The organism is Microbacterium alcoholitolerans (assembly GCF_050408615.1).
GTDB lineage: Bacteria > Actinomycetota > Actinomycetes > Actinomycetales > Microbacteriaceae > Microbacterium.
Genome location: NZ_JBNTKD010000001.1, coordinates 1,655,730 through 1,667,820, shown reverse-complemented (window position 1 = coordinate 1,667,820; position 12,091 = coordinate 1,655,730). Strand labels below are relative to the sequence as shown.

Below are 12,091 nucleotides of genomic sequence, written 5' to 3'. Positions count from 1 at the left end.
GGCTGAGGCAGGCGGTGTCCCCGACCCTCAGTAGGCTCGGATCGTGACCGATCCCGATGCGACTCCGATCGTGCGCGTGGTGCTCGTCGACGACGAGTCGCTGATCCGCAGCGGCTTCCGCTTCGTCCTCGCCGCTGACCCCGCGATCGAGGTCGTCGGCGAAGCCGCCGACGGGGCCGCCGCGATCGAGCTCGTGCGCGCGCATCGCCCCGACGTCGTGCTGATGGATGTGCGGATGCCCGGCATCGCCGGCCCGGAGGCGACCGCTGTCATCGTCAGGCAGAGCTCCGCCCGCGTGCTGGCGATGACGAGCTTCGACGCCGAGGATCAGCTGCTCCGGATGCTCGACGCCGGCGCGAGCGGCTACCTGCTCAAGGACGAATCGCCGGCGCGCATCATCGATGCGGTGCGGCGGACGGCCCAGGGCGACACGATCGTCTCGAGTGCGAGCATCGCGCAGCTGGTCCACCGAGTGGTCAGCGATCAGGGCGGCGCCGGCAGGCGCGAAGCGGCCGAACGCGTCGCGCTGCTGACCGAGCGTGAGCGCAGCGTCGCACGAGGTGTGGCATCCGGCGCGACGAACGATGAGATCGGCGCCGAGCTGCACATCGCCGCCGGAACGGTGAAGACGCATCTCGAGCAGGTCTTCCAGAAGCTCGGCGTGCGCAAGCGGGTGCAGGTTGGTGTGCTCCTCGAGCGCGCCGGCCTCGGCCCGGCTGAGGTCTGAACGCGCAGAGCGCCCCTGACCGCGAGAAGCGGAACGGGGCACTCGGCGGAGAACGGCGCTCAGCAGAGCAGATCGCTCAGCGGAAGAGGGCGACGCCGCCCATGCCGAGCGCGCCGAAGACGATCGCCCAGACGATGATCGAGATGATCTGCCAGAAGATGACGGCGTTGCGGCTGGCGCCGAACGAGACCATCATGCCGGAGGTGATCTGGCTCGGCAGCAGAGTCTGACCCAGCAGGCTGACGCCGGGGACGCCGAATCGGTCGAACATGCGCTTGACCTTCTGACGGCGCGGCGACGGCTCGGGCAGCTCCTCGCCGCCGGCGCGTCGGGCGAGCACCTTCTGCCGCGCGCCGGAAGCAGCGAAGACGAATGCGAGCATGGATGCCACGTTGCCGATGATGGCGGCGGCGAGGGCGATCGGCAGGGGGACGCCGGCGACGACACCGATCAGCGTTCCGAAGTAGGACTCGATGAACGGGATCGCCGCGGCGATCATGACACCTGCCCACTGCAGCCAGATGGGAAGGGACTGGGTGAAGTCGACGAGTGCTTCCTGCATGATTTCCTCCGGTAATATGTAAAGCGTGTTTGACATGACAAGCATGCTTTACATCGAGAGCATATGTCAAGCACGCTTTACATGTCGGGCGTGTTGCCCTACGGTTGAGACGTGCGCAGCAGGGTCAAGGAGCTCAGAACCGAGCGCGGCCTCTCGCAGCAGGCCCTCGCGACCGCGGTCGGCGTCTCACGCCAGACGATCAACGCGATCGAGACCGGCCGCTACGACCCCTCGCTGACGTTGGCGGTGCACCTCGCGCGCCACTTCGAGTCCACCGTGGAGGAGATCTTCGATGTCGACGGCTGATTCGCCCGACGAGCCGATGGATGACGTGGATGACGCGCCCGCGCGCCGCGGTCTGCGCTGGCCGATGTCGGCTGCGAACACCGTGCTCTGCAGCGTGTGCATCATCGTGGCGATCGCGTGCTTCGCGACGGGGCAGCTCTACGCGGGTGGGGTGGTGCTGCTGGCGACGCTGTTCGCCGGCGCCGGAGCGGTATTCGCACGGCGAGGCCGCGCCGGCGATCTGGAGCGGGTCAACGCCCTGGAGTACGCCGATGAGCGCGACCGCGTCGCCGCGACCAAGGGCCTCGCTGTCGTCGGCGTCGTCGCGCTGATCCTCGGTGCCGCACAGCTGGCCATCCACGTCATCGTCGACACCGACGGGCTCTCGCGCACGATCAGCCTGGTGACCTTCCTGGCCCTCACGGTGTGCTGGTTCATCGCGAACTGGTACTTCGTCCGGCGGGGCTGAGCGCCGGACGGCTCGGCGAGAGAATGCCGGGCTCGGGGGCATCCCATCGTCGTGATTGACTTGTCGGATGCCGATCACACTCGCGACCCCGTCCGCCGACCTCTTCGATTCCTGGGCTGGGACCGTGACCGAGTTCGGTGACGTGCACATCGACGGAGCCGGTCTCGAGCGCGGAATGCTGCCCGACCGGGCGGCCTGCGAGGCATTCATCGCGAAGGCCGAGCTGTACGGTCGCCTCGGCGCGGAACTGCCCGAGGGCCACGTGCCGTGCGACTACTTCTGGATCGCCGACGGGGACGAGGTCGTCGGCTTCATCGCGTTCCGGCGCGAGCTGAACGACTGGCTGCGCAGCTACGGCGGCCACATCGGATACTCCGTTCGCCCCTCGCGCCGCCGTGAAGGCGTCGCGGGCGCCGCGCTCAACCTCGTGCTGGACCGCGCTCGCGACCAGGGCTACGAGCGCGTCATGCTCACCTGCGACGACGACAACACCGGCTCGTACCGCACGATCGAGGGCGCCGGCGGCGAACTCGTCGCCACCATCGACGCAGCGGAGGCGGGTCATCCCCGCCTCCGCCAGTACTGGATCAGCCTGTAGGGCTCGCTCCGTTCAGCATCCGTCACCGAGAACAGGCTGATTCGCGAGAGCAGGCCAGGTTTCGAGAAACGGGCCTGTGCTGGCGAACGGGCCTGTTCTCGAGTGGTGGTCGGATGCCCTTACTCGGCGACCCGGGCGGCGATGTCATGCCGGTAGTGGGCGCCGTCGAGCGAGATTCGGCCGATTGCCTCGTACGCGCGGGCACGGGCATCCGAGAAGTCGGCGCCGGTGGCGACCACGTTCAGCACGCGCCCCCCGGTCGCGACGAGCGACCCGCCCGGCGCATCCGGGGCGCCGGTCGCGGCGTGCACGATCGAGACGCCGTCGACGGATGCCGCCTCAGCCAGCCCCTCGACCATGCGGCCCGTCTGCGGAGCCTCGGGGTAGCCCTCGCTGGCGAGCACGACCGTGATGGCGACGTCGTCCGAGAACTCCGGCAGTGGCTCGTCCTCGAGATGTCCGGATGCGGCCGACAGCAGCAGCCGCGACAGCGGGGTGCACAGCCGGGGCAGCACGACCTGGGTCTCGGGGTCGCCGAAGCGCGCGTTGAACTCGATCACGCGCACGCCGGCAGGAGTGAGGATGAGTCCGGCGTAGAGCAGGCCGATGAACGGCGTGCCCTCGGCGTCGAGCTGGCGGATCACGGGCAGAGCGACCGTCTCGGTCACCTCGGCGACGAACTCCTCGACGCTGCCGAAGTCGTCGGCCAGCCACGGCAGCGGCGAGTACGCGCCCATGCCGCCGGTGTTCGGCCCGCCGTCTCCGTCGAATGCGCGCTTGAAGTCCTGCGCAGGGCTGAGCGGACGGACCGTGTCGCCGTCGCTCAGGAAGAACAGCGAGACCTCGGGGCCGGTGAGGAACTCCTCGACCAGCACGGGCCCGGCGGGCAGGTACGTCTCGGCGTGCGCGAGCGCCTCGGTGCGGTCTGCGGTCACGATCACGCCCTTGCCGGCGGCGAGTCCGTCGGCCTTGACGACGTGCGGTGCCCCGAACTCGTCGAACGCGGCCTCGACGTCGGCGACGGATGCTGCACGCACCGCGCGCCCGGTCGGCACGCCGGCGGCATCCATGATCCGCTTCGCGAACGCCTTTGAGCCCTCCAGCTGCGCGGCTGCCTTGCCAGGGCCGAACACCGGGATGCCGCGCTCGCGCAGGGCGTCCGCGACACCGGCGACCAGGGGCGCCTCGGGACCGATGACGACCAGGTCCACACCGCGCTCGTTGGCGAACGACGCGACGGCGGCGCCGTCGAGCATGTCGACGTCGACGAGGGTCGCATCCTGCGCGATGCCGGCGTTGCCTGGGGCCGCGAAGATCTCGTGCTCGGCCTCTTCCGACCGCAGCGAGAGGATGATCGCGTGCTCGCGCGCGCCGGAACCGAGGACCAGGATCTTCATGCCCGCAAGCCTACCGGGGCGGCGTCCGCCGGTTACCGGGTCAGTTCCCGACGTCGACGGGCGAGACGGGCCGCTCGATGCTGCGGTCCCAGGGCAGGGCCCAGTCGGTCGCTTCGAAGAGCGCATCGAGGACCAGCGCAGTGAAGCCCCACACGACGGTGCCGTCGATGTCGAACGCCGGGCCGCGGTAGGTCTCACCGCCGCGCGACAGAGTGGAGGTGTACCTGTTGGCGGGGTCGAGCAGCTGTGCGACCGGGACGCGGAACACGTCCACCGTCTCCGCATGATCGACGGCCGCGACGCGTGATGGGCGGCGCCACCAGCCGAGCACCGGGGTGACCAGGTAGTTGCTCACGGCCAGTGGGATCTCGGGCAGGGCGCCGAGCACCTCGACGCCGTCGGGATCGAGTCCGGTCTCCTCCTCCGCCTCGCGCACCGCCGTCGCGATGACGTCGGCGTCGCCGACATCCTGCCTTCCGCCGGGGAACGAGACCTGACCCGGGTGCGATGACAGTGTGGCGGCGCGCCGCTGCAGCAGCACGTCGAGGTCGGCGGCGACGGTGGCGCTGTCGGTGCGAGCCGGGATGCTGTCGAGGCGCCCGAACAGGACGAGCACGGATGCGGGCAGCGGGTCTACGGCGTCGAAGGGGAGGGACGGCACCCAGCTGTCGGCGCGACGCACCGCAGCGATCAGGTCGTCCCTGGCGCTGCGGATCGTCTCGGCTGAAGCAGTCATCTCTCATCGACCCTATGCCCGGCGCGTAGCCTGGAGCCATGCCCGCCCGCAGGATCGACATCGCCGACGGCCGCGCCGCGCTCGCCGCGGTCACGGCCGGCCCGGCCCCGCGTTCGACCATGGCGACCGCCGTGCGCTATCTGCTGCAGCTGCTCGACGAGAAGGCGCCGGGCAACAGCGTCGAGGTGCGCGTGCCTCCGTTCGGCGCGGTGCAGGTCGTGCAGGGGCCCCGGCACACCCGCGGCACCCCGCCCAACGTCGTCGAGATGGACGCCCCCACCTGGGTCGCCCTCGCCACCGGGGCTGAGCAGTGGTCGGATGCCATCGCCGAAGGCCGCATCGTGGCGTCCGGCATCCGCGCAGACATCTCCGCGCTTCTGCCGCTGCGTCCCTGACCGCGCGAGCCGCGCCGCCGCGACGTGAACCACTAGTGTCAGGTGCATGAAGCGGATGACAGCCGGCGCAGCGGCCTTGACCGCCGCGGCCTTGATCGGAGTGTTCGCCCTGACCGCCTGCTCCGCGGCGACCGGCGCGACCGCGAGTCCGGACGAGGTGCAGGAGTGGATGACCGCCCAGGAGGACCCCGCCGGCGACGAGCTCGCGAGCATGACCGGACTCGCCGATACGACGAGCGACCTCGCCGACGAGACGGTGGACGGTCTCGGCGATCAGATCCGCGTCGACTTCCACGAGCCGGTGCGGGTCGCCGACGTGCAGTTCACCTGCTTCGGCGCCGAGACGATGGATTTCAGCCTCTTCACACAGGCGGGGTCGAGCCACGTCGGAACGGGTGCCACTGATGTGCGCTGCGCCGACGGCGCGATCTCGGTTGAGACCGGAGTGGGTGCAGAGCTCGTCGACAGGGTGAGCGTCATCGGCGCCAACAGCTCGGGAGTGGGAGCGTGGGCGGCAGTGGTCCGCTGACCGCCACGACATAAGCGCGCCGTGGGAGAATGGATGCATGTCCCGCAGCTCCGAGCCCCAGACCGTCGAAGCGACGATCCGCCCCGTCCCGCGCTACGGGGTGTTCATCGGGCTCGGCGTCGTGCTGGGAATCATCGCCGCAGGCATCCTCACCGCGTTCGGCAGTTACGAGCCGTCTCCGACGCTGAGCGTCGTCTATCCGCCCGGTCAGGTGTTCGGCTTCGCGCTGCTGTGGACCGTGCCGATCGGCATCGCCCTCGGCGGCGGCGTCGCGCTGATCCTCGAGCGGCTCGCGCGCAAGCGCGCTCGGATCGTGCGCGTCGAGCATGAGCGCATCGTCGAATCGGATGCCGAAGGCGACGACCGGCCGGACAGCGACGCCTGACTGATCAGGCGAGTTCGCCGATCACCGGCCGCATGGCCGCGTCGAATGCGACGACGTCCCGCCGCAGCCCGTCTGTGACCGCGACGCTCAGCGCACCGATCCACCAGATGCCGCGCTGACTGAACGGCAGCACCTGCACGTTTAGCTCGAACGAGTGCGCCCGCCTGCCTACCTCGCGCTCGAACTCGGCGATCGCGCTGGCGTAGGCCCGATAGGCACCGCCGGATGAACTGACCGAATCCACGTACCGGTTGTGGGCACTCTGCGCGAAGCGCAGGGCGGCTGGCGCATGCGGGATCATCGCATCGCGCAGCTCTTCCGCGCCGGTGGTCGGCAGCGCCACGAGGGTGTCGAACCCGTCGATGAGCTCGAGCGGCACATCGGAGCGGTGCGCTCGCGGTTCGACCGTCATGTCCCAGTACTCGCGCCACTGGTCTTCGAGGGCGTCGTCGACGTCGGTCGCGTCGGGCGGGCGCACCTCGAGTCCGCGCAGGCTCGGCAGATCGTCGGGAGCGCGGATGCCGATCAGCTGGCGCACCGCGAGAGCCACCAGCACCGATGTGCCGGCGTCCTCGCGGATCAGCCACTGCGGCTTGTCGACCATGGCCCCATCCTAGGGAGACTCCGCCGCGATCGGACAGGAAGTGCGGGATGGATTCCGCTGGAGGGGGCCGGGTCAGCGGCGACGCGAGAGGATGCGGCGGCGCAGCCGCTCACGGCGGCGCGACGGCGGACGGGTGGCATCCACGAGCGCCTGGCGTGCGTCGGCGAGGGTGGGGTAGCTGCCGATGCGGCGGCTGTGGCGGTCGTGAACGATGTGGATGCTGCGGTCGACGGTCACGAAGCCGGCGAACTCGCCCTGGCTGGTGGCGACGAACACGTCGTCGTCGGCCTGCTGCCAGGCGAGCTCTGCGGGGATGGTGGTCGAATCGCTTTCGATGGGCGCGTCAGAGCGCGCGAAGGTTTCGGTACTGCTCATGTCTCTTGCTGTTTTCTGGCGGCACGCTGCCGCCCTCATTCGGTCGGACTGTCTCGACCCGCATCGGTGCGGATGTGACTGTTCGTGCCCTGACCGGGATGTGCGCTGCGCCGTGTGAGATTCGGCGGAACATCGCGCAACCCTTCACTTTAGCAGAGATCGGATGCCAGTGCGCGCGCAGCCGGCATCCGATCGACGACTCCGCGACCTGACCCGCACTCGCGGGCCGGTAGGCTGTAGGCGTGGCAGAATCCTCCACCAACCCCTATGCCCAGGCCGGTGTCGACACCGCGGCGGGTGACCTCGCCGTCGAACTCATGAAGACATCCGTCCGCGCGACGCATGGCCCCGAGGTCCTCGGCGGCGTCGGCGGTTTCGCCGGCATGTTCGATGCCAGCGCGCTGCTCGGCTACCGTCGTCCGCTGCTGGCCAGCAGCACTGACGGCGTCGGCACGAAGGTCGCGATCGCGCAGGCCATCGACAAGCACGACACGATCGGACAGGATCTGGTCGGCATGGTCGTAGACGACATCGTGGTCGTCGGAGCGAAGCCGCTGTTCATGACCGACTACATCGCGTGCGGCAAGGTCGTCCCCGAGCGCATCGCCGACATCGTGCGCGGCATCGCCGAAGCCTGCTCGGCGACCGGCACTGCGCTGGTCGGCGGAGAGACCGCCGAGCACCCGGGTCTGCTGGGCCCGCGCGACTACGACGTCGCGGGCGCCGCGACCGGCGTCGTCGAGGCGGATGCCCTGCTCGGCGCCGACCGCGTGCAGGACGGCGACGCCGTGATCGCGCTGGCATCCAGCGGACTGCACTCCAACGGCTACTCGCTCGTGCGTCACATCGTCGCGAACGCGGGCATCGGCTACGGCGACAACGCCGCCGACTTCGGCACGACCTGGGGCGAGGCGCTGCTCGAGCCGACCCGGCTGTACACGACGCCGCTGCTGAAGCTCATCGAGGCCCTCCCCGCCGGCGGCGTGCACTCGCTCAGCCATGTCACCGGCGGCGGCATCGCCGCCAACCTCGCACGCGTGCTGCCGCAGGGCAGCTGGGCCGAGGTCGACCGCTCCACCTGGTCGCCCAGTCAGGTCTTCCGCGTGCTCGCGGACATCGCAGGAACACCGCTCGTCGACACCGAGGGCACCTGGAATCTCGGCATCGGCTTCCTCGCCGTTGTCGCCGCCGAGCACAAGGATGCTGCGATCGCGCAGATCGAGGCGCAGGGCATCCCGGCATGGCAGGTCGCGACCGTGCACACCGGGGCGCGCCCGGACGGACATTTCGAAGAGGGCGCCAAGGGCGTCGACGGCGGGGCCGTGCGCCTGGTCGGATCCTACGCAGACGGAGCAAAGTAACACCCATGTGCGGCATCGTCGGAATGGTCGCAGGCGGCCTCGTCAACCAGGACATCTACGACGCCCTGCTGCTGCTGCAGCACCGCGGCCAGGATGCCACCGGCATCGCCACAGTCGAGCCGAGCGGGGTCATGCACATGGCGAAGGCCGAGGGCATGGTGCGCGAGGCGTTCCGCACCCGCGACATGCGCTCGCTGCTCGGCAACGTCGGGCTCGGGCACGTGCGCTACGCGACGAAGGGCACCGCCTCGAACGAGGAGGAGATGCAGCCGTTCTACGTGAACGCGCCGTACGGCATCGTGCTCATCCACAACGGCAACCTCACGAACACGCGTGAGCTCACCGCCGACATGGCGCACCGCGACCGTCGTCATCTGAACTCGTCGAGCGACACCGAGCTGCTGCTGAACGTGCTCGCCGGCGAGCTGCAGGCCTCGACATCGACGGTCGATCTGGATCCCGATCGCATCTTCGACGCCGTCGAGCGCACCCACGCCCGCATCGAGGGCGCGTACGCGGTGATCGCGATCATCGCCGGATACGGGCTGCTCGCATTCCGCGATCCGTTCGGCATCCGGCCGCTCATCCTCGGACGCCGCCGGGCCGCCCAGCCGGGCGGACAGGACGAGTGGGTGGTCACGAGCGAGTCGCTGGTGCTCGAGAACGCCGACTACGAGGTCGTGCGCGAGGTCGAGCCCGGCGAGGCCGTGTTCATCACGAACGACGGTGAGCTGTTCACCCGGCAGTGCGCCGAGAACACGCAGCTCACGCCGTGCGCCTTCGAGTACGTCTACCTCGCGCGTCCCGACTCGGTGATGAATGGCGTCTCGGTCTACGAGTCGCGCCTGCGGATGGGCGAGAGGCTCGCAGACACCATCGCCAAGCACGTGCCGCTCGACGAGATCGACGTGGTGATGCCGATCCCGGACTCCTCGCGCCCCTCGGCCATGGAGGTCGCCCGCAAGCTCGGCAAGGAGTACCGCGAGGGCTTCTACAAGAATCGCTACGTCGGCCGGACGTTCATCATGCCCGGCCAGGCGGTGCGCAAGAAGAGCGTGCGGCAGAAGCTGAACGCCATGTCGACGGAGTTCCGCGGCAAGAACGTGCTGCTCATCGACGACTCGATCGTGCGCGGAACGACCAGCAAGCAGATCATCCAGATGGCGAGGGATGCCGGTGCCAAATCGGTCATCTTCGCCTCGGCCGCGCCGCCGGTGCGCTACCCGCACGTGTACGGCATCAACATGCCGTCCAAGCACGAGCTGATCGCGCACGGCCGGAGCATCCCCGAGATCGCGGAAGAGCTCGGCTGCGACCGGATCGTGTACCAGGAGGTCGACGACCTCAGGGCCGCGATCATCGAGGGCACCGATCTGACCGATCTTGACATGAGCTGCTTCGACGGCCGGTACATCACCGGCACCGTCACCGACGAGTACCTCGACTGGGTCGAGAAGTCGCAGACCTCATGACCGCCCGCCCGCTCTGGCGGGGACGCGCGCTCGCCGTGCTGGGCATCGTGCTGTGCGCGTTCTCGCTGCGCTCGGCTGTGGCATCCCTCTCGCCGGTCATCGAGCTGATCGGCGACGACTTCACCGTCTCGTCGGCCCTGCTCGGCGTGATCGGCACCCTGCCGCCGGCCTGCTTCGCGCTGTTCGGTCTGCTCACTCCGCTGCTGGAGCGACGCATGGGCATCGAGCGGGTCACCGTGCTCGCGCTCGGATCGATCGCCGTCGGGCTTGCGTGGCGCGGTCTGGTGGGCGAGTCGATCGGGCTGCTGCTGGCCACCACCCTGATCTTCGCCGGCGTGGGAATGGGCAACATCCTGCTGCCGCCACTGGTGAAGAAGTACTTCCCCGATCGCCTCGGGCTGATGATGACCCTGTACACCACGGCGATGGCGTTCTCGACGTTCGTGCCGCCGCTGGTCGCGGTGCCGGTGGCGGATGCCACGAGCTGGCGCTTCTCGCTGGCGATGTGGGGCGCGTTCGCGCTCGCCGGTGCGATCCCGTGGATCCTGATCCTGATGCGGTCGGGCGCCTCGAGCCCGACCCAGAACGATCGGGTCCCTGAGCGGATCGAAGGGCCCGCGACGACCAGGCCGGCGGCATCAGATGTCGACGCCTACGCCGTCACCGGTCCCATCGCGACCTCACCCACCACGCGCCGCCTGTTCGGCCGCCTCGCGCGCATTCCGCTGGTGTGGGCGCTGGCGTTCACCTTCGGCACCTCATCGACGATGGCGTACGTCTCGTTCGCCTGGATTCCGGCGATCGTCGTCGACCTGGCCGGCGTGAGCGCCGCGACCGCGGGGCTCATGCTGTCGCTGTTCGCCTTCCTCGGCCTGCCCGCATCGCTGCTGGTCCCGGTGCTCGTCGTGCGGTTCCAGGCCACTCGGCCGGTGTTCGTCGTCGGCTCGGTCGGCGGGCTCGTCGGGATCCTCGGGCTGCTGCTCGCCCCGGTTCCCGCCCTGCTGCCCCTGTGGATGTCGCTGTTCGGCATCGTGGGCGTGCTGTTCCCGCTGTCGCTCGTGCTCATCAGCATCCGATCCCGCACCTCGGAGAACGCGGTGCTGCTCTCGAGCTTCGTGCAGAGCGTCGGATACACGTTCGCGGCGGTCTTCCCGCTGCTCGTCGGCGTGCTGCACGAGGTCAGCGACGGCTGGACCGTGCCGCTGCTCGTCGTCGCCGGCGTGCTGATCGTGACGTTCCCGGCCGGGATGATCGCCGGCCGCCGCCGCACGATCGAAGACGAGTGGGAGCGCCGCCACGGCGCCTGGTAGCGCCCGATCCGGCGGCTCAGCCGAACGTCACCTCGTCGCCGACGCGGATGACGCCGCCGACGCCCGAGGCGTCGTCGACCGCGCCGCTGACGCCTGAGAGCAGCAGAAGGCGGCCGAGGGTGGGCTGCTCCTGCCCGAGCGAGCGGGTGAGGGTGGTCAGCACCTTCGCATCCCGGATGCCCGTGTCGGGGTTCGCGTGGGTGGCCAGGCAGCGCACGATCGGGCCTTCCGCGGTGAAGCGCACGCCGCCGATGCGCACCTCGCCCTGCCAGGACAGCTCGTCCCAGGCGTCCACCCCGTCGATCACGACGTTCGAGCGGAACCGGCGATCGTCCACCGGCTGCGCCAGCGCGCCGCTGAGCGCCTCGACGCTCGCCTCGCTGTGCACGCTGACGAACCCGCGCGAACGATCCTGAAAGCGCGAGCGCACGCCGTCGCCGGCCAGCACGAGCGGCAGGCGGCCGGGCCGCTGCAGCAGCTTCCACTCGGGGGAGTCCAGAACGAACGCCGTCATGATCTCGGCGAGCTCGGCGCGGCCCTCATCGTCCAGCTTCGCGTCGACCAGCAGGGAATCGTCGTGCGCGATGCGCACGCGCTGCCCCTCGAGGTCGTACGACACGCGCAGCGCGGCCAGCGTGGGGAACGACTCCAGCGCGAGGCCCTTCGACTTCGGCCAGTAGTCCAGGCCGTCGCGGTGCTCGGGTTCGGCGGCATTCGCGAAGCGGAAGGCGAGCACGCGATCGCCGGCGATGCGGCCGTCGGGCTGGACCGTCAGCTCAGCGCACTGCTCGGGCGTGAACCCCTTGATCGGATGGCGGTACAGGGCGGCGACACGGGGCATCCGATCATTCTGTCAGGCGCTCGCGCCGCTGTCTGACAGGCGCTC

At 69.7% G+C, this 12,091-nt stretch carries 16 protein-coding genes; 10 read left to right on the top strand and 6 right to left on the bottom strand.

The genetic code is table 11. The features are described 5' to 3' along the window. The first annotated feature begins 43 nt into the window (after positions 1-43). Positions 44-727, top strand: coding sequence for a response regulator (locus tag ACQUSX_RS07965; RefSeq protein ID WP_428906406.1), 684 nt, complete (start codon positions 44-46; stop codon positions 725-727). A gap of 76 nt (positions 728-803) precedes the next feature. Here ACQUSX_RS07965 and ACQUSX_RS07960 read toward each other — a convergent pair whose 3' ends face one another. Further along, entirely contained in the window at positions 804-1,325 is a 522-nt protein-coding gene (locus tag ACQUSX_RS07960; RefSeq protein ID WP_428906405.1) for a hypothetical protein, read from the bottom strand. 75 nt (positions 1,326-1,400) lie between these two features. Between ACQUSX_RS07960 and ACQUSX_RS07955 the strand changes: the two genes are divergently transcribed. The 3 genes from ACQUSX_RS07955 to ACQUSX_RS07945 all read left to right on the top strand — a co-directional run bounded on the left by ACQUSX_RS07955 (position 1,401) and on the right by ACQUSX_RS07945 (position 2,641). Beyond that, positions 1,401-1,595 (top strand): helix-turn-helix transcriptional regulator, encoded by a 195-nt coding sequence (locus ACQUSX_RS07955; protein WP_428906404.1) that lies wholly within the window; start codon positions 1,401-1,403, stop codon positions 1,593-1,595. After that, positions 1,582-2,043 (top strand): hypothetical protein, encoded by a 462-nt coding sequence (locus tag ACQUSX_RS07950; RefSeq protein WP_428906403.1) that lies wholly within the window; start codon positions 1,582-1,584, stop codon positions 2,041-2,043. Before ACQUSX_RS07955 ends, ACQUSX_RS07950 begins: the two co-directional genes overlap by 14 nt. Before the next feature lie 67 nt (positions 2,044-2,110). Continuing rightward, positions 2,111-2,641 (top strand): GNAT family N-acetyltransferase, encoded by a 531-nt coding sequence (locus ACQUSX_RS07945; RefSeq protein WP_428906402.1) that lies wholly within the window; start codon positions 2,111-2,113, stop codon positions 2,639-2,641. A gap of 119 nt (positions 2,642-2,760) precedes the next feature. On the opposite strand, the gene purD is transcribed toward ACQUSX_RS07945, so the two are convergent. Next, positions 2,761-4,038: a phosphoribosylamine--glycine ligase gene (gene purD, locus ACQUSX_RS07940; protein ID WP_428906401.1), complete on the bottom strand. Its 1,278-nt coding sequence runs from the start codon at positions 4,036-4,038 to the stop codon at positions 2,761-2,763. A 40-nt stretch (positions 4,039-4,078) separates the two neighbouring features. Next, positions 4,079-4,774, bottom strand: coding sequence for an NUDIX hydrolase (locus tag ACQUSX_RS07935; protein ID WP_428906400.1), 696 nt, complete (start codon positions 4,772-4,774; stop codon positions 4,079-4,081). A gap of 38 nt (positions 4,775-4,812) precedes the next feature. On the opposite strand from ACQUSX_RS07935, the gene ACQUSX_RS07930 reads away from it, so the two are divergent. Genes ACQUSX_RS07930 through ACQUSX_RS07920 form a run of 3 tightly spaced genes read left to right on the top strand, consistent with a single transcriptional unit; the run spans position 4,813 to position 6,083 of the window. After that, positions 4,813-5,169, top strand: a complete 357-nt coding sequence (locus ACQUSX_RS07930; RefSeq protein WP_428906399.1) for a sterol carrier family protein — start codon at positions 4,813-4,815, stop codon at positions 5,167-5,169. A 46-nt stretch (positions 5,170-5,215) separates the two neighbouring features. Further along, entirely contained in the window at positions 5,216-5,698 is a 483-nt protein-coding gene (locus ACQUSX_RS07925; RefSeq protein ID WP_428906398.1) for a hypothetical protein, read from the top strand. A 37-nt stretch (positions 5,699-5,735) separates the two neighbouring features. After that, positions 5,736-6,083, top strand: coding sequence for a potassium transporter Trk (locus tag ACQUSX_RS07920; protein ID WP_428906397.1), 348 nt, complete (start codon positions 5,736-5,738; stop codon positions 6,081-6,083). A gap of 4 nt (positions 6,084-6,087) precedes the next feature. Here the strand turns inward: ACQUSX_RS07920 and ACQUSX_RS07915 are convergent, their stop codons facing one another. Both ACQUSX_RS07915 and ACQUSX_RS07910 read right to left on the bottom strand, forming a co-directional pair. Then, positions 6,088-6,687 carry a zinc-binding alcohol dehydrogenase gene (locus ACQUSX_RS07915; protein ID WP_428906396.1) on the bottom strand — a complete coding sequence of 200 codons (600 nt, stop codon included), beginning with the start codon at positions 6,685-6,687 and terminating at the stop codon, positions 6,088-6,090. A 72-nt stretch (positions 6,688-6,759) separates the two neighbouring features. Next, positions 6,760-7,062: a hypothetical protein gene (locus tag ACQUSX_RS07910; RefSeq protein WP_428906395.1), complete on the bottom strand. Its 303-nt coding sequence runs from the start codon at positions 7,060-7,062 to the stop codon at positions 6,760-6,762. Between the two features lie 242 nt (positions 7,063-7,304). Here ACQUSX_RS07910 and purM point away from each other — a divergent pair, with 242 nt between their 5' ends. The 3 genes from purM to ACQUSX_RS07895 are packed head-to-tail and all read left to right on the top strand — an operon-like array spanning position 7,305 to position 11,205. Continuing rightward, complete coding sequence (gene purM / locus ACQUSX_RS07905; protein ID WP_428906394.1) at positions 7,305-8,423, top strand: phosphoribosylformylglycinamidine cyclo-ligase; 1,119 nt, start codon at positions 7,305-7,307, stop codon at positions 8,421-8,423. Between the two features lie 5 nt (positions 8,424-8,428). Continuing rightward, on the top strand, positions 8,429-9,895 hold the full coding sequence (gene purF, locus ACQUSX_RS07900; RefSeq protein ID WP_428906393.1) for an amidophosphoribosyltransferase: 1,467 nt from the start codon (positions 8,429-8,431) through the stop codon (positions 9,893-9,895). After that, positions 9,892-11,205: an MFS transporter gene (locus ACQUSX_RS07895; RefSeq protein ID WP_428906392.1), complete on the top strand. Its 1,314-nt coding sequence runs from the start codon at positions 9,892-9,894 to the stop codon at positions 11,203-11,205. Before purF ends, ACQUSX_RS07895 begins: the two co-directional genes overlap by 4 nt. A 16-nt stretch (positions 11,206-11,221) precedes the next feature. On the opposite strand, the gene ACQUSX_RS07890 is transcribed toward ACQUSX_RS07895, so the two are convergent. Further along, entirely contained in the window at positions 11,222-12,046 is an 825-nt protein-coding gene (locus tag ACQUSX_RS07890; protein WP_428906391.1) for an MOSC domain-containing protein, read from the bottom strand. Between the last annotated feature and the right edge of the window lie 45 nt (positions 12,047-12,091).

Coding starts and splice junctions, on each gene's coding strand:
- ACQUSX_RS07960 (WP_428906405.1), bottom strand. CDS start 1,325: ATGTCAAACACGCTTTACATATTACCGGAGGAAATCATGCAGGAAGCA.
- ACQUSX_RS07950 (WP_428906403.1), top strand. CDS start 1,582: ATGTCGACGGCTGATTCGCCCGACGAGCCGATGGATGACGTGGATGAC.
- ACQUSX_RS07945 (WP_428906402.1), top strand. CDS start 2,111: ATGCCGATCACACTCGCGACCCCGTCCGCCGACCTCTTCGATTCCTGG.
- purD (WP_428906401.1), bottom strand. CDS start 4,038: ATGAAGATCCTGGTCCTCGGTTCCGGCGCGCGCGAGCACGCGATCATC.
- ACQUSX_RS07935 (WP_428906400.1), bottom strand. CDS start 4,774: ATGACTGCTTCAGCCGAGACGATCCGCAGCGCCAGGGACGACCTGATC.
- ACQUSX_RS07930 (WP_428906399.1), top strand. CDS start 4,813: ATGCCCGCCCGCAGGATCGACATCGCCGACGGCCGCGCCGCGCTCGCC.
- ACQUSX_RS07925 (WP_428906398.1), top strand. CDS start 5,216: ATGAAGCGGATGACAGCCGGCGCAGCGGCCTTGACCGCCGCGGCCTTG.
- ACQUSX_RS07920 (WP_428906397.1), top strand. CDS start 5,736: ATGTCCCGCAGCTCCGAGCCCCAGACCGTCGAAGCGACGATCCGCCCC.
- ACQUSX_RS07915 (WP_428906396.1), bottom strand. CDS start 6,687: ATGGTCGACAAGCCGCAGTGGCTGATCCGCGAGGACGCCGGCACATCG.
- ACQUSX_RS07910 (WP_428906395.1), bottom strand. CDS start 7,062: ATGAGCAGTACCGAAACCTTCGCGCGCTCTGACGCGCCCATCGAAAGC.
- purF (WP_428906393.1), top strand. CDS start 8,429: ATGTGCGGCATCGTCGGAATGGTCGCAGGCGGCCTCGTCAACCAGGAC.
- ACQUSX_RS07895 (WP_428906392.1), top strand. CDS start 9,892: ATGACCGCCCGCCCGCTCTGGCGGGGACGCGCGCTCGCCGTGCTGGGC.
- ACQUSX_RS07890 (WP_428906391.1), bottom strand. CDS start 12,046: ATGCCCCGTGTCGCCGCCCTGTACCGCCATCCGATCAAGGGGTTCACG.